Source organism: Sphaerisporangium sp. NPDC005288 (assembly GCF_040607475.1).
In the GTDB taxonomy this organism is placed as follows: Bacteria; Actinomycetota; Actinomycetes; order Streptosporangiales; family Streptosporangiaceae; genus Sphaerisporangium; species Sphaerisporangium rhizosphaerae.
Genome location: NZ_JBEXGT010000009.1, coordinates 135,287 through 160,627 on the forward strand (window position 1 = coordinate 135,287; position 25,341 = coordinate 160,627).

The window sequence follows — 25,341 nt, forward strand, 5'->3', positions numbered from 1 at the left end:
GGCCAACATATTCCGCAGAACGGAAAACCCGCCTTACCGGACGGGCGCGTCCGCCGCCGCGACGGGCGCCCCGCGAAGGCCCGCCGCGTGGTCGCGCTCGGCCCGGTGGACGGCCGGCCCCATGGCGGAGCCGGCCACCAGGAACAGCCCGCCCAGCAGCAGCCACCCCGCCGTCCCCCACCCGAGGACGACCGTGGTCAGCAGCAACGGGCCCGCCATCCGGGCCACCGCCGTGCCACTGCCGAAGAACCCCTGGTACTGGCCCTGCCTGTCCGGCGGCGCCAGGTCGAAGGCGATCTCCCAGGCCCCCGCGGCCAGCATCATCTCCCCGAGCACCTGCAGGCCGGCCGCGGCGAGCAGAACGGCGGCGGCCGCCCACGCCGAGGTCCCTGCCTGCGACAGCGCGAACGCCGCGCACGAGGCGGACATGGCGACGCCCGCGAGCCGCACCAGCCGGGACGCGCTGCGCAGGCCCGTGACGCGCCGGGCGACCCGCACCTGGAACAACATCACGGTCAGCGTGTTGAGGACGAGCAGCGCGGCGACCGTCCAGCCCGGCGCCTGCGTCCGCCCCGCGATCCACAAAGGGACGATCAGGCTGAGCAGCGGCATGTAGAGCATCATCACCATGTTGAGCAGCGCCACCACCACGTACCGCCGGTCGCGCACCACCTCCGGCACCCATCGCTCCCGGCGCCCGCGGCGCCGGCCGGCACCGGCGCTCCCGGCCACCGGAACGGCCCGGGCAGCCGAGGGCGGCACGGCGGGCAGCCGGAGCAGCACCAGCGCCGAGAGCACGAAGCTCGCCGCGTCCATGGCCAGGACCGCCAGGTACGCCTCGCGGGTGTCGAAGTGCAGCGCCACTCCGCCGACGGCCGCGCCGACGGCCAGCCCGGCGTTGACCGCCGCCTGCAGGCGGGCGCGCACCCGCGTGCGCATGGTCCTTTCCACCAGCCCGGCGAGCAGCGCCTGCCGCCCGGCGGCCAGCCCGCTCTGACAGCACGCGTAGAGGCACGCCGCCAGCAGGAAGGCCGCGTACGAGGTGACGAACAGGTACGCCGCCACGGCCGTGCCGGTGGCCAGGGCGAGCAGCGCGGCCGTGCCCCGGGGACCCCTGCGGTCGGCGAGGTGCCCGAGCGGGGCGCCGGCGAGGGCCCCGGCCGCCCAGCCGAGCGTCAGGCCGAGCCCGACCTGCGCCGGGGACAGGCCCACGACGCGGGTGAAGTACAGGGCCGAGCAGACCAGGTAGGCGCCGTCGCCGACGGCGTTGGCCAGATGGGCGAGGGCGAGGACCCGCGACGGGCCGGAAGGGCTGATCACGACACCACGCTAGATGCGATGCGGACCACTCTGAAGAGCCGCTCCCCACTCGCTTTCTTGGGCCACTTCGCCGTTCCCGGCCCCTCGCCGACCGCCGCACCGTCCGGTCGCGCGGGTGGGGCGGCGCCCGGAGGCGTCGCCGTCACGCCAGGGGCGAACAGCGCCGGGAGGGGGACCACCGACCCGGCGGAAGCTGCCAGGATGGCCGCATGATGGAGCTGAACGGACGTCCGGTGACCCCTGGCGAGCTCGGCTCGCTCGCGCTCTACAACTACGGGCACTTCACCACCATGCGGGTGGAGGACCTCCGTGTCCGCGGCCTGTCCCTGCATCTCGACCGGCTCCTCGGCGACTGCCGCGTCGTCCACGGCGTCGAGCTCGACCTCGACCGGGTGCGCCACCTGGCCCGCCGCGCGGCGTCCGCGGCCCCCTCGCCGGTGATCGTCCGGGTCACCGTCTTCGACCCCGAACTCGACCTCGCGCACCCGGCGGCCAAGGCCCGGCCGGAGATCCTGGTCACCACGCGCCCGGCGCCCCCCGACCGGCAGCCGCCCTCGCTCGGCGTGGCCGAGTACGAGCGCGACCTGCCGCAGGTCAAGCACTCCGGCATGTTCGGCCCGCTCTTGCAGCGGCGCTTCGCCCAGGCCGGCGGTCACGACGACGTCCTGTTCACCGACGCCCGATCCCGGGTGAGCGAGGGGCCCACCTGGAACATCGGGTTCGTCAAGGACGGCGGCGTCGTCTGGCCGGGGGCCGACCGCCTCAACGGCGTCACCATGCGCCTGCTGGACCAGGTGCTGCGCCGCGCCGGCGTCCCGTCCGCCACCGCCGAGGTCGACACCGGCGACCTGGCCGCGATGGACGCCGCCTTCATCACCGACGCCGCCGCCGGCCCCCGCCCGGTGCGCTCCATCGAGGGCGCCGAGCTGTCCCTGGACCACCCCCTCCTCACGACCCTGCGCAGGGAGTACGCCGCCCTCCCCGCCGACCCCCTCTGACCTGCGCGAAGGGCACGGCTCTCAGGAGGGCCGGACGGGGGTGGCGCCGGTGGCGGTGGACACCAGGTCCTCGTAGACCTCGCGGCCGGTGGTGAAGGCGCCGAGGGCGACGGTCTTGTTCGTGCCGTGGTAGTCGCTCGACCCGGTGACCCGCAGGCCGAGATCGCCGGCCAGGGCGCGCACGTGCTCGCGGTCGCCGGGGGTGTGGTCGGGATGGTCGGCCTCCACGCCCCACATGCCCGCCTCGGCGAGTCGGGCGATCAGGGCGTCGGGGACGATGTGGCCGCGCCTGCCCGCCCGCGGATGCGCGAGCACCGACACCCCGCCGGCCTCGCCGACCAGGCGCACGGCGGTGAACACGTCGATGTCGGCCTTCGGCAGCCGGTAGCGGCGGCCCAGCCATTCGGGGCCGAACGCCTCGTCCACCGACCCGACCAGGCCCCGCCGCACCAGCGCCCGGGCGATGTGCGGACGGCCCACCGTGCCGCCGGCCGCCTGCCCGGCGACCTCGGCGGTCGTGACGTCGATTCCGTCGGCGTTCAGCAGCGCGACGATCTTCTCGCTGCGCAGGTCGCGTGACCGGCGCACCCGGGCCAGCTCCTCGGCCAGCGGCTCGTGCGCCGGGTCGAACAGGTAGGCCAGCAGGTGCAGCCCGACCGACGGCTCGGCGCCGTACCAGCGCCCGGACAGCTCCGCCCCCGGCACGAGGGTCAGGCCCGGCGGGACGGCCGCCGCGGCCGCCTCCCAGCCGGCCGTGGTGTCGTGGTCGGTGAGCGCGACCACGTCGAGCCCGGCGGCGGCCCGCCCCATGAGCGCGCCGGGGGCGTCGGTGCCGTCGCTGGCCGTGGAGTGCGTGTGCAGGTCGATCCGCATGGCACGAGCCTGCCAGCATTCCCGCCGCCGCGGTGACCCCCACCGCGCCGTGGCGAGGCGTATGCGCATGCGGATCGCTCCGCACCCCGACGGCCTCCCGGCACCACGCGGCCTCGGTGACCCCCGCCGTGCCGTGTCGGGGCGTACGGGAGGTTGTATACAGGGCATGTCAGTACTTCGCGCGCGTCGCCGGTGGCGTGGCGTTCTCGCTCTCCTGTCGGTTCCGCCGCTGTTCCTCGTCGTCAGCGGGGCGTGGTTCTCGCTGCTCGGGTCCGGCGAGCCGGCGGCGCGCCCGCCGCGCCCCGCCGGGCAGGACGCCCTGTGGCTCGGCCACGCCTGGGTGGACGGGCGCAACGGGGAGCCGGAGCTGGCGGCGCTCGCCGCCCACCTTCGCGGCGGAGGCATCGGCGAGGTCTACCTGCACACCGGGCCGCTCGCCTACGACGGCACCCTCGCGCCCTCGTTGTACCCGCGCGCCGCGTGGGCGGTCGGCGCGTTGCACCGGGCCGTGCCGGGCCTGCGCGTGCACGCCTGGCTCGGCCAGCGCGTGGAGCCCGGGGAGCTCGACCTCGGCTCGCCGTCCGTGCGCGCCAACGTGGTCAAGGCGGCCGGGCAGGTGCTGGCCGCGGGCTTCGACGGCATCCATTACAACTTCGAGCCCGTTCCGGACGGCGACCCGGGGCTGCTGGAGCTTCTCGACCGCACCCGCGCGGCCATCGCGCCCGCCCATGGCGTGCTGTCGATGTCGGTGCACCACATCGAACCGGCGTCCGGCGTCGCGCTCGTCGGCAACGCGCTGCTCGGCAGCACCAAGTGGTGGACGCCCGGTTATCTCACCCAGGTGGCCAGCCGCGTGGACCAGGTCGCGGTGATGAGCTACGACACCGCGCAGCCGACCGAGGACGCCTACGCCGGTTATGTCCGGCGGCAGACCGAGCTGGCCCTGGCGGCGGTTCCGCCCGCCACCCGGCTGCTGATGGGGTTGCCCGCCTACCACGACGACAACCTGACCCACCACGCCTCGGCCGAGACCGTGGCCGCCGCCGTGCGGGGCGTGCGCCTGGGGCTCGGCATGAACACCAGGCCCGGCTTCGGAGTCGCCCTGTACGTCGACTTCGCCGCCACTCCCGCCGACTGGACCTCCTACCACCGCGCCTGGGAGGCCCCGTCGGCGAGTATCCCCTGGACCAGCGGGCGGGCGGCGGGACCTTAGGAAGCCCGGACCCGACAAGGGGAGAGCCCGGAGCGAGGGTCCCTGGATCAGCGGGCGTGGGCTCTTCAGGGAGACCGTGGGGCTGTTCAGCGGGCGGGGGTGGGGACCCTGCCGATGCCGAGGGTGTTGGCGGCGGGGAGCAGGCCGGACTCCAGGGCGGCAATCAGGAGGGGCGTGGTGAGCTCGGCGAGGCGCTCCGCCTTCTCCAGGCCGAGCGCGCGCCAGGGGGCGATCGCGAGGTCGTCGGTGACGCGCTCGACCGTGTCGCGCAGCCGGTGCCCCTGCTCGGTCGCCGTGCCGTCCGGGTTCACCAGGCCGCGGGCGGCGAGACGGTCACGGGCGGCGTCCCACTCCTGAGCGGTCCACCCGCGGCCGTCGAACGTCTCGCGCGGCGCGCCGCCGATCGCGGCGAGCGACACCAGCGCCTCGCACGGGTCGAGCTCCGCGGTCAGCAGCGCGGCGACGTGCCCGTCCCCCCGGTGCTCGCGCAGGACGCCGATGGCCTGCCACAGGAGGAGGTGAGGCTCCTCGGGCCACGGCAGCGCGGCGTTGGCGGCGGCGAGCGGCCGCCCCGCGGTGCCGGCGGCCTCCGCCGCCTCCCTGGCGATCCGCGCGGCCTCGGCGAGGCCCTGGCCGCCGACCTCGCCGTCCAGCATCGCCCGGTACATCCGGTCCACGGCGCGCAGCCGCGCCTCCAGCACCTTCGCGGCCGGGGCCACGGTCCAGGCGGCGGGGACGTGCTCGGCGACCATGCGCGGGCTGAAGCTGTAGAAGGCCGCGGCGACCAGCTCGGCGGAGGCCTCCCCCAGCGGGGCGGCGCGCCAGGCGAAGTACGCGGGCCAGCGGGTGTCCACCTGGTAGCCCAGGGCCGCCGCCTCGGCCGACACCTCCGGCGCGTACCAGAACGGCGCGTGCACCGGCTCCAGCCGGTGCCACATCCGCCGCGCGAAACCGGGGTCCTGCGTCATCGTCGTCCACTCCTGTGCAAAGAGATCGAAAACCGCGAAGCCCCGCGAGAAGCCGGGGACATCCGGATCGTCACGTCAGCGCCATCACGTACGTTAGATAGCGCGGCTATCTAATGTCAATCCCTGTCCTCTCACGCGGCCGCGCCCGTCCTGTGGGGGGGAACGGAGATGACGGCGCAAACGGGGAGTACGCCGTCCGTCAGGCCGGAGGCATGCCCGCTCCATGGCCGCCGTCGATCGGTATCGTGGGACGCCGTGGCGGCTCAAGATCGCCTTTGCGCTGCCGGACGGCCCCGCCGGAACGGCGCGCATCATCGGCCTCGGGGGACGGACGGCCTGCCGGGCGTGACAGGAAGGCGTTCGCGTGCTGCTGGCGGCTCGATACCGGCTTGACGAGCCTCTCGGGCGCGGAGGCATGGGCGAGGTGTGGCGGGCCACCGACGAGGTGCTTAACCGCCCCGTCGCGGTCAAGCTGCTGCTCGCGGAGGCCGTCGGCTCCTCTGCCGCCACGCGGTTCCGCCAGGAGGCACAGGCCACCGCACGGCTGAACCACGCCAACGTCGTCTCCGTCTACGACTTCGGCCAGGCCGGCGACCGGCTCTTCCTTGTCATGGAGCTGATCGAGGGACACAGTCTCGCCGGCCACCTCGCCGCCGCCGGACGGCTCGCCGTCGACGAGGTGGTCCGCATCGGGGCTCAGGCCGCCACCGGCCTGGCCGCCGCCCACCGGCTGGGCGTCGTCCACCGTGACATCAAGCCCGCCAACCTGCTGCTCACCGCGGACGGAGCGGTGAAGGTCGTCGACTTCGGCATCGCCCGGCTGGCCGACCAGGCCGCGGCGGCGCTCACCGGCACCGGGCTGATCATCGGCACGAGCGCCTACCTCGCCCCCGAACGCGCCCTCGGCCGCGACGCCGGACCGGCGTCCGACCTGTACGCGCTCGGGTGCGTGCTGTACGAGTTGCTGACCGGGCGCCCGCCCTTCCGCGCGGACGGCCCCACCGCGCTGCTGTACCAGCACGTCCAGGTGCCGCCCACGCCGCCGGGCGAAGTGCGCCGGGACGTGCCGTCCGCCTTGGACGACCTGCTGATGCGCCTGCTGGCCAAGGAGCCCGACGACCGCCCGACCGCCGACCAGGTCGCCCACCGGCTCACCGACCCCGGGCCCTCCTACACGGCCGCCCCGCCGCACCGCTCCTTCGACGGGGCTCCGATCCCCCGTTCCTTCGCGGACGCCCCCCGGCGGCGGCACGACGTCGCGCCGGCCCTGCCGATGGCGCCGTCCGCCGCGGAGCCCTCGGGGACGCGCTTCCTGGCCTCCCTGCCACCGGATCACGAGGGCCGCCGGACGTCGCCGATCGCCGAGGCCGGCGCCCGCCGGTCGCCGGCGGTCAAGGCGTGGCTGTCACTCCGCCGAGGTGAACCGGCGCCCGTCGCCGCCGCCGGAGTCGCCGCGGTCATGGTCGTCGCGGCGCTCGCCTTCGCGCTCCTGCGCTCGGGCCCGGACACGGTGGCCCCGTCGGCCGCCGCCGCGTCTCCCTACGCGGACGCCCCGTCCGTTTCCGGCTCCGCGCCCTCGTCGCCATCGGAGTCGCCCTCCGCGTCGGCGTCGCCTTCCGTGCCGCTTCCCGCGTCGCCACCGCCCTCACCGCCCTCGGTGGTGGCCGTCGGGCCGCGGCGGCTGTCGGACGATCCGCGTGTGCTGCTGGCCCAGCTCGCCCAAGGGCTGAGCTGGGCGGTCGACCAGGGACGGCTCGACCCCCGCGTCGCGGAGAAGGCCCGGCACGACATCGCGGAGGCCCTCGCCAGGCTCGGCCGGGACGGCGGGCGGCACGACCACAGGGACCGGGACGATCGCGAGGCGGCCGACCGGATTCGCGGAATCCTCGGCGACCTGGCCGGCGCCGGGCGGAACGGGAAGTTCACCGCCGGACCCGCGCTGACCCGGCTGCTCACCCACCTGTCACAACTCGCCGGCGCCGATCACCGCCGGCCAGGCGACCACGACGACCACGACGACCACGACGACCACGACAACCACTAAGAACCGGCCGCCGAAGAGGCGGCCACGCCGGTCGCCGGCGTCGTCCACCCGAGCCGCCGCTCGGCCGACGCGCCGAGACCCGCGGGCGAGAGGCCGAGACCTGCCGCGACGGCGAGCAGCCGTCTCACACCGTCGCCCGGCGAGGGGTCACCAGACCGGTCTCGTAGGCGAAGGCGACCGCCTGCGCGCGGCTGGAGAGGCCGAGTTTGGTCATCGTGCGGTTGAGGTGGGTCTTCACGGTCGCCTCGCTGACGCACAGGCGGCCGGCGATCTCGGTATTGGACAGCGCGTGCCCGACCAGCTCGAGGACCTCCGCCTCGCGGGCGGTGAGGGCGGCCAGGTCGCGGGAGGGGGGCGCGGTGACGTCCGCGCGGCGCGTGTAGGTCTCGATCAGGCGCCGGGTGACGCTGGGCGCGAAGAGCATCTCTCCGGCCGCGACGGTGTGGATCGCGGTGAGCAGGCGCTCGGGCGGGGTGTCCTTGAGCAGGAAGCCCGACGCGCCGGCCCGCAGGGCGTTGTAGACGTAGTCGTCGAGGTCGAAGGTGGTGAGGATCACGACCTTCGGCGGCCGGCCGTCCGCGGGGGCGGCGGCGAGGATGCGCTCGGTGGCGGTCACCCCGCTCATGCCGGGCATCCTGATGTCCATGAGGATCACGTCCGGGCGCCTCGCCGCGGCCAGGCGCACGGCGTCCTCGCCGGTGGCCGCCTCACCGACGACGTCGAGCTCGGGCATGGCGCGGATCAGCGCGGCGAGTCCGGCACGGACCAGAATCTGATCATCGACAACGAGCACTTTGATCATAAGGACGTCTCACCGGCCGGCATAGGAGGCTGCTCATCCTCAGTCGGGGATGACAGGGGCAGGGTGACCACGACCTCGAACCCGCCGAGCGGGCGTGGTCCGGCGGCCATCGTTCCCTTGTAGAGCTTGACGCGTTCTCGCATGCCGATCAAGCCGTGGCCTTTCTCGCAGTCGGGAGCGGCCGCCCTCTCGCTCCCGCCGCCGTCGTCGGTGACGCGGATCTCCAGTTCCGCGGGGCGGTACAGGAGGGACACCCCGGCCCGCGCGGGCCCGGCGTGCTTGAGCACGTTGGTGAGCGATTCCTGGACGATTCGGTAGGCGCACAGGTCGACACCGGGCGCCAGCGGCCGCGCGGCGCCGGTGACCGTCACCTCCACCGCCACCCCCGCAGAACGCACCCGCTCGACCAGCTGCCCGAGCTGGTCGAGACCCGGCGCCGGGTCGTAGCTCACCCCATCGCCCTCGTCCTCGGGTTCGATGCGCAGGACCGACAGCAGCCGCCTCATCTCGCCCATGACCTCGCTGCCGGTCTGTGCGATGGTCGCCAGCGCGTCGCGCGCGGTGACCGGATCAGAGGCGAACACGTACCGGGCGAGTCCCGCCTGCACCGAGATGACGGACATGTGGTGGGCGACGACATCGTGCAGTTCGCGGGCGATGCGCACCCGCTCCTGGGTGACCGCGCGCCGGGCCCTGTCCTCCTGGTCGCGGCTGAGCCGCTCGGACAGCTCGGCCAGCCGCCGGCTCCTGTCCGTCAGCAACCGCGCGCCGTTGCCGAACCCCCAGGCCACGGCGATCATGACACCCGCCTGGACGACGCCCGCCCCCAGGAGGCCGACGGGTCCTACCAGGAACGCGTGCGTCCACATGACCAGGATGGCCACCGCGCCCACGGCGGCCAGGCGCGGTGACCGCTGAGCCGCCACCGTGTACAGGGCCAGCAGCGGCGGCATGGTGTTCAACCCGTAGTAGTAGCCCAGCGCGTGGTACACGATCGCGGCCGCGCAGGAGATCAGCAGGACAACGAGCGGGGCGCGCCTGCGCAGCGCCAGCGGGAGGTTCGCCACGAGCGTCAGCATCATGGAGAACCGGTCCGGCAGCCGGAACCCGTGCTCGGGCGCCATCCCCAGAAGCCACGGACGGCGTGCCACCGCCACCTCGATCGCCACGGTCATGCCGGTGAACACCAGGGCGAGCACCACGTCGACGATGAGCGGGTTCGTCGCGGCGAACCTCCTGAACGGCGCGACGACCCTTGTGCCCATCAGCGCATGGTAACCGGACGACCACCGGCCCCTCATCCCCCGCCGAACCTACGACGCGTACCGCGAAAGTCACGCGCCCGGCGCGTCGTACGGCAGGGGTTTACCCCCGGCCGCCACCCGGTGTACGGCGATCTCAATCGCATGCGGGATGACCTCTTCGTCTGACCTCCGTAACGTCCTGCGGTAACGCCGGCGGACCGTCCAGCGTGACAGGAGCCCCCAAGGAGAGCGCGTGCGCCGATACCGTCTCCCCAGCCGCGCGGTCCGGGCGATCGCACTGCCCGCCGCGCTGTTCGCGTCGCTGAGCGGCCTCACCGCGGCACCACACCAGGCGAGTCCGGCGAAGGCCTCCGCCGAGGCGCCCCCGCCCGCTCCGACCGAGAGGCAGGCCGTGGAGGCGGCACGGCGGTCGGGGACGCGGGTGGAGGTGCTGTCTCTGCGCACCGAGACCCGGCAGGTCTTCGCCGATCCCGGCGGGGGCTTCACCTCCGAGACGGCGGCGCTGCCTGAGCGGGTACGGCGTGGCGGTGGCTGGGCCGATGTGGACACGACGTTGCGGTTCGCCGGTGACGGCACGGTGCGTCCGGTGGCCACGCCGTTGGACCTGGCCTTCTCCGGGGGCGGGACGGTCCCGCTGGCGAGTATCGGCGAAGGCGGGCGTTCGGTCGCGATGTCCTGGCCGGGCGGGTTGCCGAGACCGGTGCTGGAGGCCGGAACCGCGACGTACCCGTCGGTGCTGCCGGGAGTGGACCTGAAGGTCACCGCGTCGGTGCTCGGGTTCTCCGAGGTGCTGGTGGTGAAGACCCGGGAGGCGGCGGCGAATCCGGCGCTGGCCAGGCTGAGGTTCGCGACGCGGGGCACCGGGGTGTCGGTGCGACGGTCGCCGGCCGGCGGGCTGAGCGCCGTGACCGAGGGTGGTGAGACGGTCTTCCACGCGCCGGCGCCGCGAATGTGGGACTCCTCGGGGATCGCGGCGGAGGCGCCGTCGGTGGCGCGGCCGTCGGCGTCGAGATCCTCGGGGACGGCGTCCCCGGAGGCGGGGTCCTCGGGCGCGGGCTCCTCGGCCGCTGGTATTTCGGGGACGGAATCCTCGGGGACGGGGTTCTTGGGCACGGGTCCGCGGCCGGGCGGACGGCAGGCATTGCTGGGCGTCGAGGCCATGCCCGACGAGGTGGTGCTCACGCCGGACGCGCGGCTGCTCACGGGCGCGAACGTCACCTACCCGGTCTACATCGACCCACAGTGGTCGGGCTCCAAGCAGGCCTGGACCTACGTGGACCGGGCGTTCCCGAACCAGGAGTACTGGAACTCCAGCCACATGCCGGAGGCGGGCAACTACGGCAGCGGGATCAAACGGTCGTTCTTCCGCATGGACTCCAACAACGTCAACGGGAAGCACATCCTGAAGGCGACGTTCCGCATCACCCAGGCCAAGTCGTGGGGGTGCACCTCCTCCCCGCAGGCCGTACAGCTGTGGTTGACCAGCGGCATCTCCAGCTCCACCACCTGGAACCACCAGCCGTCCTGGTCGGACTGGCAGGACAGCGTGTCCTCCGACGCCGGCTACAACTCCTCGTGCCCGGACAAAGGCATCGAGTTCGACGTGACCGCGACCATCGCCAAGGCGGCCAAGTCGGGCTGGCCCAACACGACGTTCGGGCTGAAGGACTACGACGACACCGGCAGCAGCACGTGGGGGTGGAAGGGCTTCGGCAACGCGCCCAAGCTGGTCGTCGACTACAACACCCCGCCCGCGGCCCCCTCGGGCGTCGGCACCTACCCGGCCACGCCGTGCGTCACCGGGGCGGGGCGGCCCGCCGTCAACGCCGGCGACGCCGAGAGCCCCATCAGCCTGAAGGCGAAGATCTACGACCCGGACAAGGCCAACGACGGGGTGCGCGCCGAGTTCGCGTTCCACCACTACAACACCACGACGGCGGTGTGGGACGACGTCACCGCCACCCTGCCCGGCGGCGGGAAGACCGCCTACAAGTACACCACCGCGGCGACCGACCACTCGATCAAGCTGTCGGGACTGGTGACCGGACAGAGCTACTCCTACAAGGTCAAGGCCTACGACGGCACCGACTCCAGCGCGTGGAGCCCCTGGTGCGAGTTCACCGTGGACACCGTCGACCCCGCGACGCTCCCGAAGATCACCTCGGCCGACTACCCCGGCGACACCCCCGACGACTGGCGGGGCGGGGTGGGCAGCGCCGGCGCCTTCACCTTCGCCCCAGGGGACGGAGAGACCGACGTGACGGCCTTCAGGTTCGCCCTCGACGACCCGAGCCTGGCCACCCCCGCGACCCAGGTGGCGATCCCCGCCGGTCAGACCTCGGTGACGGTGCCGGTGGCGCCGCGCCATGACTGGCTCAACGCGCTATACGTCTTCCCGGTGGACCGGGCGGGCAACGTCGGCAAGATCCCGGCCGTCCACAGCTTCTACGTCAAGGCCGGCGCCGACCCCGTGGGACTGTGGCGCCTGGACGAGACCGCCGGCACCACGGCGGGCGACTCGGCGGCCGCGCCACACCCGGTGACGCTGGCGGGTGACACGGCGTGGACGGGCGGCCGGGTGAGCGGGGCCGCACGGCTGAACGGTTCCACCGGGTACGGCAGCACGGCGGGGCCGGTGGTGCGCACCGACCGGGGTCTGACCGTCTCGGCCTGGGTGCGGCTCACCGCCAAGACCGTCAACTCCTCGGTGCTGAGCCAGTCGGGTGACCGCAACTCCGGCTTTCAGCTGTACTACTCCTCGACCTACAACCGGTGGATCTTCGGCAAGTACGCCACCGATGTGGACGGCACCGCGCTGTCACGGGCGATAAGCGACACCGAGCCGCAGCTCGGCGTCTGGACGCACCTGACCGGCGTATACGACGCCCCGGCCAAGCAGGTCCGGCTGTACGTCAACGGAACGCTCCAGCAGACCGCCGCGGCCTTCCCGTACACGCCGTGGAACACGAACGGACCTCTGCAGGTCGGGCGCACCAAGTGGGAGGGCGGCTTCCACGAGAACTTCGCGGGTGACGTCGACGACGTCAGGGTGTGGGACCGGATCCTGTCCGACGACCCCCGAACCGTGAACGACCCGATGCTGGGCAACGAGATCGCGGCCATGGCCAAGCAGCCGCCCGCCCAGCTCGGCCTGTGGAGGCTGGACGAGGGAACGGGCACGACCGCCGCCGACTCCTCCGGGTACGGACGGAACGCGACGCTCGCCGGCGGCGCGTCCTGGTCCGACGACGGCTTCGACGGCGCCGCCGTACTGCACCTCAACGGCACGACGGCCTACGCCTCCACCACCTCGGCCCCCGTGCGCACCGACCACGGCTTCACGGTGACGGCCCGCATGCGCCTGACCGGGGACGAAACCTGCGCCATGCCCGTCCACACGCTGACGGCCGTCGGCCAGGACGGCGCCAGGAACAGCGGCTTCTACCTCGGCTACCGGACCTTCACCGAGAACGGCGCCACGGTCTACCGGTGGTCGTTCAGCACGGCCGGCAACGACACCGATTCCTTCACCATGACGCACGCCCGGTCCGTCGAGACGGTCGGCTGCTCGCTGCTCGACACCTGGACGCTGCTGGTGGGGGTGTACGACGAGGTGGCCAAGGAGCTCCGCCTGTACGTCAACGGGCAACTGGCCGACGTCCGCCCCTTCACCGCCTGGAACGCCGGCGGCGCCCTGCAGATCGGCCGGGTCAGGAACAAGGGCGCCTACGTCGACCACTTCGCCGGTGACGTGGACGACGTTCGCGCCTTCGCGGGCACGCTGACCGACCGCCAAGTGCTCAACCTCGCCATGGGGCTCCCCCTCGACGGCTAGTCCACGACCCGACCCGGCTTCGCCCCGACCGCGCCCGGCCCAGCCCGCCCCGACCGCGCCCGGCTCGGCCCGGTCCTACCGCGCCCGGCCCGTCTCGCCACCTCACGGCGGGGCCGGGCCCGGTTCCCCGACGTTCACCGACCCCTCATCGCTCCCCCGGAGGAAGCCGTGCTCGGTTCATGGCGAGGCTTGGCCAAGGTCGCCGGAATGCTGGCCGTCGTGGTGCCCGCCACGCTGATCACTCCGATCGCCGCACGCGCGACGGAAGACCCTCGATGGCACCAGGCCCAGGAGCAGCATCCCGTACCGGGGCACGCCCTCACGGCCCGCGCGCCGCTCGCGGACCCGGGGGCGAAGTACGACCTGAAGGCGGCGCCCCCGGTGACCTGGCCGGAGCCGGGGTCGGCCGTGGTGCGGCTCCCGGGGGCCGCGGCCGGCGCCGGGGCAGGCGCGGGAACGGGCGCCGGCACGGCAACAGGGACCGGCACGACGACAGGGACCGGCGCGAGAACAGGGGCCGGCGCCGGTGCCGGTACATGGGCCGCGGGCCCCGGCAAGGTGCGGGCCGGGCGCCTGCCGGTCTGGCTCGGCCCGGCGACCCCGAAGGCCGGCGCCGACGGGCCGGTCCGTTCCCGGCAGAGCACCGGCGGACAGGGCGACACCCCGCGGCGGGCGACCGCGGGTGCGACGCCTTCTCCGACCTCGCCGGCCGCGCCGGCGCCGCCCGCCGTCGAGGTGCGGACGCTCGACGCGCGCACCGCCGCGGCGTCGCAGATCACGGGGCTCGGCCTGCGGCTGACCCCTCAGGCGAGACCGGCGGGCGCGGAACGCCTGTCGGTGGAGGTCGACTACTCGGGCTTCCGGTACGCCTTCGGAGGCGACTGGGGGGCGCGGCTGCGGCTCGTCCGGCTGCCCGAATGCGCGGCCACGACCCCGGACAGACCGGAGTGCCAGACCCGCGCGCCGCTGGTCACCAGGAACGACGTCACCACCGGGCGGCTGAGCGCCGACGTCGACGTCACCTCGGCGGCCCCGATGACGCTGGCCGCGGTGGCCGCGGCGTCGGGTTCGACGGGCAGCTACGAGGCCACCTCGCTGTCGCCCTCGGCGACCTGGAAGGTCGACGACCAGGGCGGTTCGTTCTCCTGGTCCTACTCGCTGCGCCTTCCCCCGGCCCCTGGCGGCCCCCCTCCCAGCATCGGCTTCGCCTACTCCTCGGGGCAGGTCGACGGCCGCACCGTCGCGACCAACAACCAGGCGTCCTGGATCGGCGAGGGCTTCGACTACTGGCCTGGTTTCATCGAGCGGAAGTACAAGCCGTGCGCGGACGATGGCGTGACGCCCAAGCGCGCCGACCAGTGCTGGCGGTACGACAATGCCACGTTGTCGCTGAACGGCAGGGCAACCGAGCTGGTCCTGGACGACGGGACGGGCAGCTGGCAGCCGCGGGACGACGACGGCGCCAAGATCGAGAAACTCCGCGGCGCCGACAACGGGGACAACGACGGCGAGCACTGGCGGGTCACCGCCACCGACGGCACCCAGTACTACTTCGGGCTGAACCACCTGCCCGGCTGGGCCGCCGGCAAGCCGGAGACGCAGTCGACCTGGACGGTGCCGATCTTCGGCAACAACGACGGCGAGCCGTGCCACAACGACAGCGGCTTCTCCGACTCCTGGTGCCGGCAGGCGTGGCGGTGGAACCTGGACTACGTCGTAGACCCGCACGGCACCGTCAGCACGTTCTGGTACACCCCGGAGACCAACTACTACCGCCGTGATGTCACTCTGCTGATCAACGGCGAGCCCAACGGCACTCCCACCGTCTACACCAGGGGCGGCTACCTCAAGCGCGCCGACTACGGTCAGCGTTCCAACGCCGTCTACACCTCCTCCGCTCTCGCACGGGTCGTCTTCGACGCCAAGGAGCGCTGCGTCCCGACCTCCACCTTCGACTGCGCCGAGAGCAAGTTCACCAAGGACAACGCCAAGTACTGGCCGGACGTCCCGTACGACCAGAAGTGCGACTCGGGCGAGAAGTGCATCGACAACTACTCCCCCACGTTCTGGACGCGCAAGCGGCTCGCCTCCGTCACCACCCAGGTGCTGGTGTCCGGCAGTACCTACAAGGACGTCGACACCTGGACGCTGAACCACGAGATGCGCGCCCCCGGCGACGGCACCGCCGCGGGACTCTGGCTGGCCTCGATCCAGCACACGGGCAAGGTCGGCGGGTCGGCGTCCCTGCCGCCGGTGCGGTTCGCGGGCGTTCAGAAGCCCAACCGGGTCGACGCGCTGGAAGGACGGCCCCCGCTCACCAAGTGGCGCGTCTCGGCCATCGACAACGAGACCGGCGGCGCCCTGTCGGTCACCTACTCCGGCGCCGACTGCACGGCGGGCGACACCCCCGAACCCGACTCCAACACAAGGCGGTGCTACCCGCAGTACTGGGCACCCGAGGGCGCCACCACGCCCGTCCGCGACTGGTTCCACAAGTACGTCGTCACCCAGGTGCAGCAGATCGACCGCACCGGTGGAGCGCCTGACGTCATGGACACCTACGAGTATCTTGGGGGTGCCGCCTGGCACCATGATGACGACGACGGGCTGACCAAGGAGAAGTACAAAACCTGGTCGGAGTGGCGCGGCTACGGCAAGGTGAGGGTGCTGCACGGCAACCCCTTCGAGCAGCGCTCCAAGACCGAGTACACCTACTTCCGCGGCATGGACGGCGACGAGCTGTCCGGCGGCGGCACCCGCCATGTGAGTGTCACCGACTCCGAGGGGACGGCCGTCGCCGACGCCGAGGCCCTGCAGGGACAGGCGCGCGAGGAGATCCGCTACGACGGCCCCGGCGGCGAGGCGATGATCGGGACCATCAGCGGCTACTGGCTCAGACAGACCGGTAAGCGGGTTCGCTCCTGGGGGACCACCACGGCGAACATGGCCCACACCGACAAGGTCCGCACCCGCACGGCTCTGGCGTCCGGCGGGTGGCGGCGCACCTCCACCGACACCGATTACAACGCCGACGGTCTGCCGACTCAGGTCAGTGACCTCGGAGATGAGGCCGTCCCCGACGACGACCAGTGTGCCCGCACCACCTACGCCCGGGACACCGCCAAATGGATGGTCTCCTTCACCACGCGCGTCGAGACCGTCGCCAAGGCCTGCGCGGCGACACCCGACCGGCCGGCCGATGTGCTTTCCGACGTGCGCACGTACTACGACGGCCAGGCGTACGGCATCGCCCCGTCCAAGGGCGACGTCACCAGGACCGAGGAGCTCGGCTCCTGGAACGGCGGACCGCAGTATGTGACGTCCCGCACCGCCACCTTCGACGCCTATGGACGGTCACTGGTGACCACCGATGCCTCGGGGGCGAAAAGCACCATGGCGTACTCCCCCGCCACCGGGCCCGTCACCGCCACCGAGGAGACCAACGCGCTCGGCCACGTCACCAGGACCGAGCTCGAGCCCGCCCTGGGTCTCCCGACCGCGACGGTCGACGCCAACGGCAAGCGGTCGGACCTGACCTACGACGGGCTCGGCCGGTTGACGGGCGTGTGGCTGCCCGGGCACGCCAAGGCCACATACCCCTCATCCCCGGACACCCGGTTCGCATACCAGGTCCGGACGGACGGGCCGACGACGGTGTCCACCTCGACGCTGCGCAATGACGGGACCGGCTACACCACCACTTATGCGCTGTACGACGGCCTGCTGCGCTCGCGTCAGACCCAGCAACCCGCACCGGCCGGCGGCCGGGTGATCGCCGACACCTTCTACGACACCCGTGGCCTGGCGGCCAAGGTCAACCAGGCCTACTACGCCGAAGGCGAGCCCGGGGGCACCCTGTGGTCCCCGGCCAGCGACGACGACGTGCCCGCCCAGACCGTCACCGAGTACAACGGCATGGAATCGCTCACCGCGCAGATCTTCCGCAAGCGCGGCACCGAGCAGTGGCGCACCACCACGACCTACGGCGGCGATCGCGTCAGCGTCGACCCCCCGGCCGGCGCCACGCCCGTCACCAGGCTCGTCGACGCCCGCGACCGGACCAGCGAGGTCCGGCAGTACAAGGGTGACGGGCCTGCCGGTGCCTACGACGCCACGAAGTACCGGTACACCCCGAGCGGGAAGCCCGCGGCGATCATCGACGCCGCCGGGAACGCCTGGACCTACCACTATGACCTGCGAGGGCGGGCCACACAGGTCGAAGACCCCGACAAGGGGGCCACGACCCTGACGTACGACGACGGCGACCGGCTCGTGACGACCACCGACGCGCGCGGCGCGACCCTGTTCTTCACCTACGACGCCCTCGGCCGCAAGACCGCCGAGTACGCCGGAACTTCCGAGAGCGGCACCAAGCTCGCGGAGTGGACCTTCGACAAGCTCGCCGACGGCACCGTCGTCAAGGGCCGGCCGGCCTCGTCCACGCGCTATGTGCGAAACCCCGCCACCGGTGCGATGGACGCCTACTCGAGCGCGGTGACCGGCTACGACGACGCCTACCGGACGACCGGCACCGAGACCGTGATCCCGGCGGCCGAGGGCGCGATGCAGGGCACCTACAAGACCGGCACCGACTACAACGCCGACGGTTCGGTTCACCGCTCCATGCTGCCCGCCGCCGGGGGGCTGCCCGGCGAGACGATCATCTACGGCTACGACCAGCTGGGCAATCCAACCACGGCACACGGCCTGACGAACTACGTCACCTCGGCGACGTACTCCAAGCTCGGCAAGCTTCTGGACATGACCCTGTCCACCGGCGGAGGCCGGGTCAAGGAGACCAACTACTACGAGGAGGGCACCGACCGGCTGACCCGCTCTCTGTACGAGCGGGAGACGGCCCCGATCTCGATCTCGGACGCCGGCTACACCTACGACGCCTCGGGCAACATCACCAAGATCGCCGACGCGCCGGCCGGCCGGCCCGCCGACGTGCAGTGCTTCCAGCAGGACTACCTACAGCGCCTGACCGAGGCATGGACCGCGACCGACGGCTGCGCGGGCACCCCCGCCCAAGCCATCGTCGGCGGGCCCGCACCGTACTGGCAGTCCTTCTCCTACGACGTGGTCGGCAACCGCACCAAAGAGGTCGACCACGACCCGGCGGGCGACATCACCAAGACGTTCGCCTACGCCGGCGCCGGCAACCCCCAGCCGCACGCGCTGACCTCCGTCGCTTTCCAGGGCGGGGCGCGCGACGGTCGAACCGATGCCTATGTCTACGACAGGACCGGCAACACCACCCAGCGAGGAACGGGACACACCCTGACATGGGACGTGGAAGGCCGCCTCGCCACATCGACCGACCCCGCGGGCGCCGGCGCCTTCGTCTACGACGCCGACGGCGGCAGGCTCATCCGCCGCGACGCCGCCTCCACCACACTCTACGTCGCGGGCATGGAGATCCGGCTCGACACCGGAACCGGCGCCAAGACCGCGACCCGCTACTACGGCTTCGGCGGCCAGACCATCGCCGCCCGTACCGCCAAGGGCGTGACCTGGCTCCAGTCCGACCACCACGGCACCGCCGACACCTCTGTCGCCGACAACGCCGTCCAGACGGCCGAGCGCCGCCGCTTCACCCCCTTCGGCCAGATGCGCGGCGCCCAGCCCGCGTACTGGCCGGGTGAGAGAGGCTTCGTCGGCGGCACCATCGACACGAGCACCGCCCTCACCCATCTTGGCGCCCGCGAATACGACGCCGAAATCGGCCGGTTCATCTCCGTCGACCCCGTCTTCGACGACTCCGATCCCCAAAGCTGGAACGGGTACGCCTATGCCGACAACAAGCCGGTCACCTCATCGGACCCGACCGGTCTCATGCGCGACGGCGGCACCCAATGCGGCTGGCGTAAGTCCGATCCCTGCATCGGCGGCCACGCCTACCAAGGTCACCACTTCGACAGTCACGGCAACATCACCAGGCCCGACGGATACAAATCATTCTATGATGAAGCACTTGCCTCCCTCGCGGCCGTGAACGCGGCGATCAAGAGAGAAGCAGACCTAAAGGCATTCCAGGAACAGCAGCAGCGGGCTCTCGCCGCTCAGGCATATATGGCTGGCGGCTACATTCCCGCGATGTCGCAAAATCATGTCGCCGGGACGGCTCCGTCGATTCCCGGCCTGCAAGGCGATCCCTTCGAGGATCAACCGGGGGACTGGCTCCTTAGGCGCATCTATTCCCCGCGTTATGAGCTCGCCGCCTTCGGCTTCGCGGCGTGCGTCGTGGCCAGTGCGGGAGCGTGCGTCGGGATCAGTGCGGGTGTCAACATCGCTCTCTACGCCGCCGATGTGCGAACCCAACACACGTTCGGCGGAGCACCCCTGAAGAATCTCGGCGTCAACATGGCCGGTACCGCAGTCGGGGGCTATGTGGGAAAGGTGGCACCGGCCCTGCCCAAGTGGCGCCTACCTGCGAGCTGGAGTGTCAAAGGCGGCTGGCGAGATCCCGCCCTGGTACGGACATGGCCGGAGAACGACTGGGTTTACGCTCGCCGTAAGCCGATACATTGGACATCGTCGTACTGGCCTCTTGCAACGAACACGATCGTCGGTACGGGTGGATGCGCTGGCACGGCCGCGGCGGGCGGTGACGTCAAAGGGTGTTTCCTCTGGAGTAAGGCACTAGGGGAACGATGACCGAGCGCCACAGGGCTGTGGCCGATGACGAGCGACTCGGAATCCGTAGTGGAGGAGTTCGGACGGCGGGCGGCACGCCCGCCGGGCTCGGCGGGGCGCTCGGCGGGTGACGGGCTCGCCGGCCGTCTTGCGCCGTTCGTGTCCCTCCAGCGGCAGACCAGGAGCATCTCGAAGGCCGGTGGAGGCTCCCAGGCGGGCGTCGGCGATCCGGAGCGGGGCGGCCGAGCCGGAGGCGACCATCTCGTCACCGACAAGCTAAATATTCTTGACGAGATTAGTTTTCGGTAGCGGTGTATCGGGCAGTAGGGAGGCGGCGGCCGGGAAGGATCGGCGCATCGCCTTCGACATCGAGCTCAGAGCACGCGAGGGATCTCCCCGAGCAGGGGATCCGACGGAAAGGACGCGACAATGAGGAAGCTGGTCGTGAGCGCCTTTGTCACTCTCGACGGGGTCATGCAGGCCCCGGGCGGCCCCGGCGAGGACGACAGCAATGGCTTCGCGCACGGCGGCTGGACCGTGAACTACTGGGACGACCAGTTGGCCGCGTTCATGGACGAGACCATGTCCACGCCGTTCGATCTCGTCCTCGGACGCAAGACCTATGACCTCTTCGCCTCGTATTGGCCGAACGCCCCGGAGGAGGTCGGCGCCAAGCGCCTGAACGACGCCACCAAGTACGTCGCGTCGCGGAGTCGTCCCACGCTGAAGTGGAGCAACTCGGTGCTGATCGAGGGAGACGTGGCCGAAGGCGTCGCGGCGCTGAAGAAGGAGGACGGACCCGAGCTGCAGGTGCACGGCAGCGGCGACCTGCTGCGGACATTGCTGCGCCACGACCTCGTCGACCGGTACCGCCTGCTGATCTTCCCCGTCGTCATCGGCTCGGGCAAGCGGCTGTTCTCCGAAGGCGCCGTTCCCTCGGGACTGAAGCTGGTCGACAGGGAGGTCTCCACCACCGGCGTCCTCATGAACACCTACGAATCGGCCGGCGAGGTCGTCACAGGGTCCTTCGATCAGGACTGACCGCTTCCGCGAAGCGCCACAGCGGGCCCCCTGGCCAGGCGTTCTCGACCGGGACACCCGATCGGCGAGGAGGCGGACGGTCCCGGGGGCAGGCCCGGCGGGTCCGCGTACTCCCTAGGTAGTACGTGACGTGTCGCTGGAGGGGGGACGACGTGGAGCGGCGCGTGCAACAGCATCGGTCACTACCGACCGAGCCATGAAGGGAGCACGCGATGCGCAGAATCTACGCAGCGCTTGCCGCACTGCTGTTGATCGCCGTACTGGCACAGTTCTACTTCGCCGCAGTGGGCGCGTTCGCCAGCCCACAGGACGACGGCTCCTTCGCGCTGCACAGCATCACCGGCATGATGATCATTCCGGTCCTGTCGCTGCTGGTCACCATCGCCGCCGCCGCTTCCCGCGCCCCTGGGCGGCAGATCGCGACGGCCCTGCTGCCGTTCGGCCTGGTGATCGTCCAGGTTCTGATCGTCGTGCTCGGCCGTGTGCTGAACGACAGTGCGGACAACACGACCCCCGCCGGGCTCGCCATCATGGGCCTGCATGGGATCAACGCCATGGCGGTCATGGGAGCCGCCGGCATGGTGTTGCGCAACGCCCGCAAGCTCGCCGGTTCCCCCCGCGGCTCGCAGGCCGCCGACGGCGCTCCCATGGCGCGGACCTCCGGCTCTCTGGGCGGCGAGTCCGCGGCACGGTCCTCGTGAGCGTTGAAGGGCTCATGGCGCTCGACCTGCTCGCCGGGGTGCTCGCCGCGGTGGCGTGGCTGGGCGCGGGCGCGGCGGCGGCGGCCCGCCATGTCAGGGTGGCCGCCGGTCTGTTCATCCTGGCGGTACTGGCGTCGCTGGCCCGGGGCGGGCTCGTCCTGGCGCTCGCCGGCGCCGGCTGGTGGTTCGTCCAGGAGAAGCTCATCCTGACGCTGCCGCTGCTGGCGGTGGGCACGGCCACCGCCGTCGTGCTCGCCGCTCCATCCCTGGCCAGAGCGGCCCTGGGCGCCGGTCGGAGCCGACCCGGCGTCTCGGAGGCCGTCCAGGTGGAGTCGACGGCGACGGCAGCGCACGCCACGGGGGCGCGGGCGGTCGAGGAGCCGACGGCGGGACCAGGACCGGCGGCCGAAGCAGGACCGGCGGCCGAGACACGATCTGCCACCGAGGCGGAACCGGCGGCCGAGACACCAGCGGCCACCGAGGCAGGGCGAGGCGCCGTACCGGGTGCGGCGGCGTTGGTGAGGCCTTGGGCGGTGACGGCGCTGTTCGGAGCCGGGTACGCGGCGGCGGCCGGGCCGGTGGTCACGTTGCTGATGGGGTACCCGGCGACGTGGAGCACCGCGGTGATCACCGTGGTCCTCGTGGCCGCGGCGGTGCTGACCACCCAGCGGTTGCTGGCCCCCGGCACGCGCGTCCGCGGGACGCGGGCCGCCGTGGCGGCGACCGTCGTGGCCGGGCTGATCGGTGGAGGGCTCGCGTTCCTGCCGGCCGACGACGTCGACACCGGCCGCGGCCCGGCCGCCACCTCCGCGGGCACCATGCCGGCATCGAACGGGCACGCCGCCATGCCGATGCCCGGCGGACACGGCGCCATGCCGATGCCAGGTGGACATGCAGCGATGGCGGTGACCGGTGGTCGATTCGGAGCGGGGCGCCCGGCAGGGACGCGCACGGCCGGCACCGCGCGGTACGACCGGCCGGTGACCGCGCTGCGCGGACCCGCCGCGCCCGCGCCGGGCGGCACGGTGCGCCGGTACGAGCTCACGGCGCGCACGGCCACGGTCACCCTGTCGTCGGGGCGCAAGGTGGCCGCGTGGACGTTCAACGGGACCGTCCCCGGTCCGCCGATCACCGCCACCGAGGGCGACCTGGTCGAGGTGCGCCTGCGCAACGCCGACATCGCCGCCGGGGTGACCCTGCACTGGCACGGCTATGACGTGCCCGCCGGCGAGGACGGGGTCCCCGGCCTGACGCAGGACGGCGTGCTACCCGGACAGGAGTTCGTGTACCGGTTCCGCGCCCTCCAGGTCGGCACGTACTGGTACCACACCCACGAAGTGTCCGACAAAGGGGTGAAGATGGGCCTGTACGGCGCGCTGGTGGTGACACGGCGTGGACCGGCGCCGCCGGGCGCCGACCTCACCCTGCCGGTGCACACCTTCGCCGGCCGGACCGTGCTCGGCGACCACGACCGGCCGATCGAGCGGCGCGCCGCGCCCGGCACGGCCGTCCGGCTGCGGCTGGTCAACACCGACAACACTCCGCACCGGTTCACACTCGCGGGCGTCCGGTACAGGGTGGTCGCCGTGGACGGCTCGGATCTGCACGCCCCCGGCGAGGTGGACCGGGTGGGGCTGCGCCTGCCCGCGGGCGGCCGCTATGACCTCGCCTTCACGCTCGCGGCGGGCGCGCCGGTCACGCTCGCCGTGGACGACCGCGTGGCCGGCCTGCGCCTCACCCCCGATCCCACGGCCCCCGCGTCCGGCGCCGCACCTGGCTCGTCCCCGGAGAACGACGGCACCAGGACCGACACGGGTGAGGGAGGCGCGGACGCCACGACCGGCACGGGTCGGGGAAACGCGGATGCGGGAGACGCGGGGACCACCCACGGTGCGAACGCGCAGGCCGTGGATGACGAGGCAGGACAAGGCGGGCAAGGAGCCGTGGCGGTACCCGACACTCGGGGGTGGCCCGAGTTGGACCTGACCCGGTACGGGACGCCGGCCGGGCCGCTTCCGTACAACGGCTCCACCCGGTTCGACCGGGACTTCACCATGGTTCTCGACCAGGGGCTCGCCGTGTCGGAAGGCCGCCCTCTGTACGCGCACACAGTGAACGGGCGCGCGTTCCCCTCGGTGCCGACCCAGCAGGTGCGGGATGGCGATCTGGTCCGGATGACGGTGGTGAACCGGGGACGGGAGACCCACCCCTGGCATCTGCACGGCCATCGCGTGCTGCTCCTCGCCAGGGACGGCCGCGCGCCGACCGGCACCCCGCTATGGCTGGACACCTTCGACGTGCGCCCGGGCGAGGTGTGGCAGGTGGCCTTCCGCGCCTCGAATCCAGGCGTGTGGATGAACCACTGCCACAACCTGAGCCACGCGGACCAGGGCATGATGCTCATGCTGGACTATGAGGGCGTCACCACGCCCTTCCACGGCGCGCACGGCGGGTGATCGGGTCGTTCGCCACCAGAGTGGCCTAAGGTGATCAATGAGGCGATCGGTACTAGGCTTCGCCCTCGATGTCCGGAAATATCACGCCTCGCATTCTTCGTCGGTTGAAGCCCGGGACCCTGCTCATGGCGTTGCCGATCACTGCCATCTTCCTGCTCAGCGGATACGTCTTCCTGCTCGCCGCCGGCCATGACGCGAAGGCGGTCGCGGGACGGGACAGGACGGCTCGCGCCGCGGTCGCGGCTCCCGCGGCCTCGGTGGCGGGCCCTCCGGGCTCGGCCGCGACCCCCTCCGCCCCGGGTACGCCCTCATCAGACCCTTCGGCCGTCGTGACGCCCGGCGCGCCGGCGGGGACGGCGAGCACACCGTCCGCCGTGGCCCCGCCTCCCAGCCCCACGTCCACCGCGTCCGGCTCCGGCGACGGCCCGGACGCACGCTCGGACACAGGCTCGGCGGGGCGGGCGGAGACCGTCCGGGTCCCGTACTCGGCGAAGGGGCGGTACAAGGTCGTCAAGGGGGTCGCCGAGCCGCCGGAGGGAACCCGCGGCAAGGTGGTCCGCTACCTCGTCGAGGTCGAGCGCGGGCTGCCGTTCGACGCCGAGGACTTCGCCGCCATGGTGCACCGGACGCTCAACGACCCGCGCAGCTGGGGCCGGGGACGCATGCGGTTCGAGCGGGTCGACCACGGCCCGGTGCGCTTCCGCGTGGCGCTGTCCAGCCCCGCGCTGACCAACGTACGGTGCCGTCCTCTGCAGACGTTCGGCGAGCTGTCGTGCTGGAACGGCAGGCGCTCGGTCATCAACGCCAAGCGGTGGGGGGCGGCGATTCCCGGATACCACGGCGACCTGGTCGCCTACCGGCAGTACGTGATCAACCATGAGGTCGGCCACGCCCTCGGCCACGCGCATCAGCAGTGCCCCGCCCCCGGCGGCCTCGCGCCGGTGATGACGCAGCAGACCAAGTCCCTGCAGGGCTGCCGCCCGAACGCCTGGCCCTTCCCACGCTCCAAGGGCGGCTCCGGCGGCGCGAAGCACCACGACGAGCGCAGGCACCGTACCCCCAAGGGGGACATCTCGGATCGGCGCTCTAAGGGGAACTCCCCCGACGACGACCGGCCCCGCGCGGGCGAGTCCGGCCACCCCGGCCGTGGCCGGGACTCCTGACACCGGCCGCGGGTGGGACTCCG

Annotated in this window: 14 protein-coding genes; 9 read left to right on the plus strand and 5 right to left on the minus strand. The window is 72.4% G+C overall.

The window, feature by feature from the left end; genetic code table 11:
- Positions 1 to 33: 33 nt before the first annotated feature.
- Positions 34 to 1,320, minus strand: coding sequence for an MFS transporter (locus ABZU32_RS11535; RefSeq protein ID WP_354834278.1), 1,287 nt, complete (start codon positions 1,318 to 1,320; stop codon positions 34 to 36).
- Between the two features lie 209 nt (positions 1,321 to 1,529).
- Here ABZU32_RS11535 and ABZU32_RS11540 point away from each other — a divergent pair, with 209 nt between their 5' ends.
- Entirely contained in the window at positions 1,530 to 2,318 is a 789-nt protein-coding gene (locus tag ABZU32_RS11540) for an aminotransferase class IV (protein WP_354920453.1), read from the plus strand.
- A 21-nt stretch (positions 2,319 to 2,339) separates the two neighbouring features.
- Here the strand turns inward: ABZU32_RS11540 and ABZU32_RS11545 are convergent, their stop codons facing one another.
- Positions 2,340 to 3,191: a PHP domain-containing protein gene (locus ABZU32_RS11545; RefSeq protein WP_354920456.1), complete on the minus strand. Its 852-nt coding sequence runs from the start codon at positions 3,189 to 3,191 to the stop codon at positions 2,340 to 2,342.
- 166 nt (positions 3,192 to 3,357) lie between these two features.
- Here ABZU32_RS11545 and ABZU32_RS11550 point away from each other — a divergent pair, with 166 nt between their 5' ends.
- Positions 3,358 to 4,404 carry a hypothetical protein gene (locus tag ABZU32_RS11550; protein ID WP_354920459.1) on the plus strand — a complete coding sequence of 349 codons (1,047 nt, stop codon included), beginning with the start codon at positions 3,358 to 3,360 and terminating at the stop codon, positions 4,402 to 4,404.
- 86 nt (positions 4,405 to 4,490) lie between these two features.
- Here the strand turns inward: ABZU32_RS11550 and ABZU32_RS11555 are convergent, their stop codons facing one another.
- The gene (locus tag ABZU32_RS11555; RefSeq protein WP_354920462.1) at positions 4,491 to 5,372 is read right to left on the minus strand and encodes a hypothetical protein; all 882 of its coding nucleotides are present in this window, start codon (positions 5,370 to 5,372) and stop codon (positions 4,491 to 4,493) included.
- A gap of 364 nt (positions 5,373 to 5,736) precedes the next feature.
- Here ABZU32_RS11555 and ABZU32_RS11560 point away from each other — a divergent pair, with 364 nt between their 5' ends.
- Positions 5,737 to 7,416, plus strand: coding sequence for a serine/threonine-protein kinase (locus tag ABZU32_RS11560; RefSeq protein WP_354920465.1), 1,680 nt, complete (start codon positions 5,737 to 5,739; stop codon positions 7,414 to 7,416).
- 124 nt (positions 7,417 to 7,540) lie between these two features.
- On the opposite strand, the gene ABZU32_RS11565 is transcribed toward ABZU32_RS11560, so the two are convergent.
- Positions 7,541 to 8,218, minus strand: coding sequence for a response regulator transcription factor (locus ABZU32_RS11565; RefSeq protein WP_354920468.1), 678 nt, complete (start codon positions 8,216 to 8,218; stop codon positions 7,541 to 7,543).
- Complete coding sequence (locus ABZU32_RS11570; RefSeq protein ID WP_354920470.1) at positions 8,215 to 9,483, minus strand: sensor histidine kinase; 1,269 nt, start codon at positions 9,481 to 9,483, stop codon at positions 8,215 to 8,217. Before ABZU32_RS11570 ends, ABZU32_RS11565 begins: the two co-directional genes overlap by 4 nt.
- A gap of 232 nt (positions 9,484 to 9,715) precedes the next feature.
- On the opposite strand from ABZU32_RS11570, the gene ABZU32_RS11575 reads away from it, so the two are divergent.
- From ABZU32_RS11575 to ABZU32_RS11600, 6 genes are all read left to right on the plus strand, one after another.
- Positions 9,716 to 13,318 (plus strand): LamG-like jellyroll fold domain-containing protein, encoded by a 3,603-nt coding sequence (locus tag ABZU32_RS11575; protein WP_354920473.1) that lies wholly within the window; start codon positions 9,716 to 9,718, stop codon positions 13,316 to 13,318.
- A 168-nt stretch (positions 13,319 to 13,486) separates the two neighbouring features.
- On the plus strand, positions 13,487 to 19,978 hold the full coding sequence (locus ABZU32_RS11580) for an RHS repeat-associated core domain-containing protein (RefSeq protein ID WP_354920476.1): 6,492 nt from the start codon (positions 13,487 to 13,489) through the stop codon (positions 19,976 to 19,978).
- A 408-nt stretch (positions 19,979 to 20,386) separates the two neighbouring features.
- Positions 20,387 to 20,998: a dihydrofolate reductase family protein gene (locus ABZU32_RS11585; protein ID WP_354920479.1), complete on the plus strand. Its 612-nt coding sequence runs from the start codon at positions 20,387 to 20,389 to the stop codon at positions 20,996 to 20,998.
- A gap of 212 nt (positions 20,999 to 21,210) precedes the next feature.
- Complete coding sequence (locus tag ABZU32_RS11590) at positions 21,211 to 21,699, plus strand: DUF6220 domain-containing protein (protein ID WP_354920482.1); 489 nt, start codon at positions 21,211 to 21,213, stop codon at positions 21,697 to 21,699.
- Positions 21,696 to 24,155: a multicopper oxidase family protein gene (locus tag ABZU32_RS11595; protein ID WP_354920484.1), complete on the plus strand. Its 2,460-nt coding sequence runs from the start codon at positions 21,696 to 21,698 to the stop codon at positions 24,153 to 24,155. The genes ABZU32_RS11590 and ABZU32_RS11595 overlap by 4 nt, the downstream gene beginning before the upstream one ends.
- A 104-nt stretch (positions 24,156 to 24,259) precedes the next feature.
- A complete protein-coding gene (locus tag ABZU32_RS11600; RefSeq protein WP_354920487.1) occupies positions 24,260 to 25,318 on the plus strand; it encodes a DUF3152 domain-containing protein in 1,059 nt (352 codons plus the stop codon).
- Positions 25,319 to 25,341 lie beyond the last annotated feature (23 nt).